This window comes from Methylobacterium sp. WL6, from assembly GCF_008040095.1.
GTDB lineage: Bacteria > Pseudomonadota > Alphaproteobacteria > Rhizobiales > Beijerinckiaceae > Methylobacterium.
Genome location: NZ_VRVH01000514.1, coordinates 1 through 1,854 on the forward strand (window position 1 = coordinate 1; position 1,854 = coordinate 1,854).

General features: G+C 71.0%; 2 protein-coding genes. Both read right to left on the reverse strand.

The window, feature by feature from the left end:
- On the reverse strand, positions 1 to 196 hold a 196-nt coding region (locus FV230_RS27900), incomplete at its 3' end, for a hypothetical protein (protein WP_147844671.1).
- A 203-nt stretch (positions 197 to 399) separates the two neighbouring features.
- The coding region (locus FV230_RS27905) for an ATP-binding cassette domain-containing protein (protein ID WP_147844672.1) at positions 400 to 1,854 on the reverse strand (1,455 nt) is incomplete at its 5' end.

Sequence of the window (1,854 nt, forward strand, 5' to 3'; positions counted from 1 at the left end):
CGCGGAGCCAGGGCTCGGGCGATCCGGCCTCGGTCGCCTGCGCCACCGCCTCGCCGGCCTCGGCGATCCGCGCGCCGATCCCGGGCCCGGCGTACAGCGTGGTGCCGACCCAGATCAGCCCGAGCACGGGCAAGCCGAGCAGCCAGCCTTTGGATCGCAGGGCGTCAAGCGATGCGGGCGGATGGCGAGACGGCACGGGCTACGATCCGATGATGGCGGGCGATCCTCGTCTCACAGAGCGCATGATCGGGCACGGGTCCCCTCCCCCGCGCGGGAGAGAGTGCTGAGCCGTGCTTCGAACACGCCGTCCGGTGCCGCCACCCGGAGATGTGTGAGTCCTGGAACTTCTGCACCGGAAACCTGAACCGCCATCGCGGCATCATGAAGGCCGGCGGACGCTCACCCTTCGCGCAGCATCTCCAGCTCGAGCCAGCGCTCCTCGGCGCCGGACAGCTCGACCTCGGCCTGGGCGAGCATCGCCGATGCCTTGTCGAAGCGGGCCGCGTCGCGGGCGTAGAGGCCGGGATCGGCCAGCACCGTGCGCAGCTGCGCGATCGCGCCCTGCAGCTTCTCCATCCGCGCGGGCAGCGTCTTCAGCTCGTGCTGGTCCTTGAAGTTCAGCTTCGCCTTCGACGCGGGCGCCGTGTCCGCCCTTTCGCGAAGGTCGGCCTTTGCGCCGCTCTTGGCGTCGGCTTTCCCCTCGGCTTTTCCCTTGGCGCCAGCGCGCGCCTGCACGCCGATCCCGCGCTGGTTGACCATGTCGGAGTAGCCGCCGGCATACTCGACCCAGCGCCCCTCGCCTTCCGAGACCAGCACGCTGCCGACGACGCGGTCGAGGAAGTCGCGGTCGTGGCTCACCAGGATCAGGGTGCCGGAATAGTCGCCGAGCATCTCCTGCAGCAGGTCGAGGGTTTCCAGATCGAGGTCGTTGGTCGGCTCGTCGAGGACCAGAAGGTTGGCCGGCTGCGCCAGCGCGCGGGCGATCAGCAGCCGGTTGCGCTCGCCGCCCGAGAGCACCGACACCGGCGTGCGCGCCTGCTCGGGGGTGAACAGGAAGTCCTTCAGGTAGCCGACCACGTGGCGGCTGACGCCGTTGACGACGACGGAATCGCCGCTGCCGCCGGTCAGCACCTCGGTCACGGTCATGCTCGGCTCGAGCACCGCGCGGGCCTGGTCGAGCAGCATCATCTTCAGGTTGGTGCCCTGGCGGACGCTGCCGTCGTCGGGCTGCAGCTTGCCGGTGAGCAGGTTGATCAGCGTGGTCTTGCCGGCGCCGTTGGCGCCGACGATGCCGAGGCGGTCGCCGCGCATCACCCGCAGGGACAGGTCGGCGACGATCCGGCGCTCGCCGAAGCTCTTGCTCGCGTTCTTGGCCTCCATCACCAGCGTGCCCGAGGCCTCGGCCTCGCCGGCCTGCATCGTCACGGTGCCGACCGGGCGGCGGTCGTCGCGGCGCTCCTTGCGCAGCGCGTGCAGGTTGCCGAGGCGGCGCACGTTGCGCTTGCGCCGGGCGGTGACGCCGTAGCGGAGCCAGTGCTCCTCGTCGTTGATCTTGCGCTCGAGCTTGTGCCGGTCGCGCTCCTCCTCCTCGAAGAACGCGTCGCGCCAGGCCTCGAAGCCGGAAAACCCCTGCTCGATCCGGCGGGTGACCCCGCGGTCGAGCCAGATCGTGGCGCGGGACAGGGCGGAGAGGAAGCGCCGGTCGTGGCTGATCAGCACCATCGCGGCGCGGGTGCCCTTCAGCTCGGCCTCGAGCCACTCGATCGCCGGCAGGTCGAGGTGGTTGGTCGGCTCGTCCAGCAGCAGCACGTCGGGCTCGGGCGCCAGCGCCTGGGCGAGCGCGACGCGGCGGCC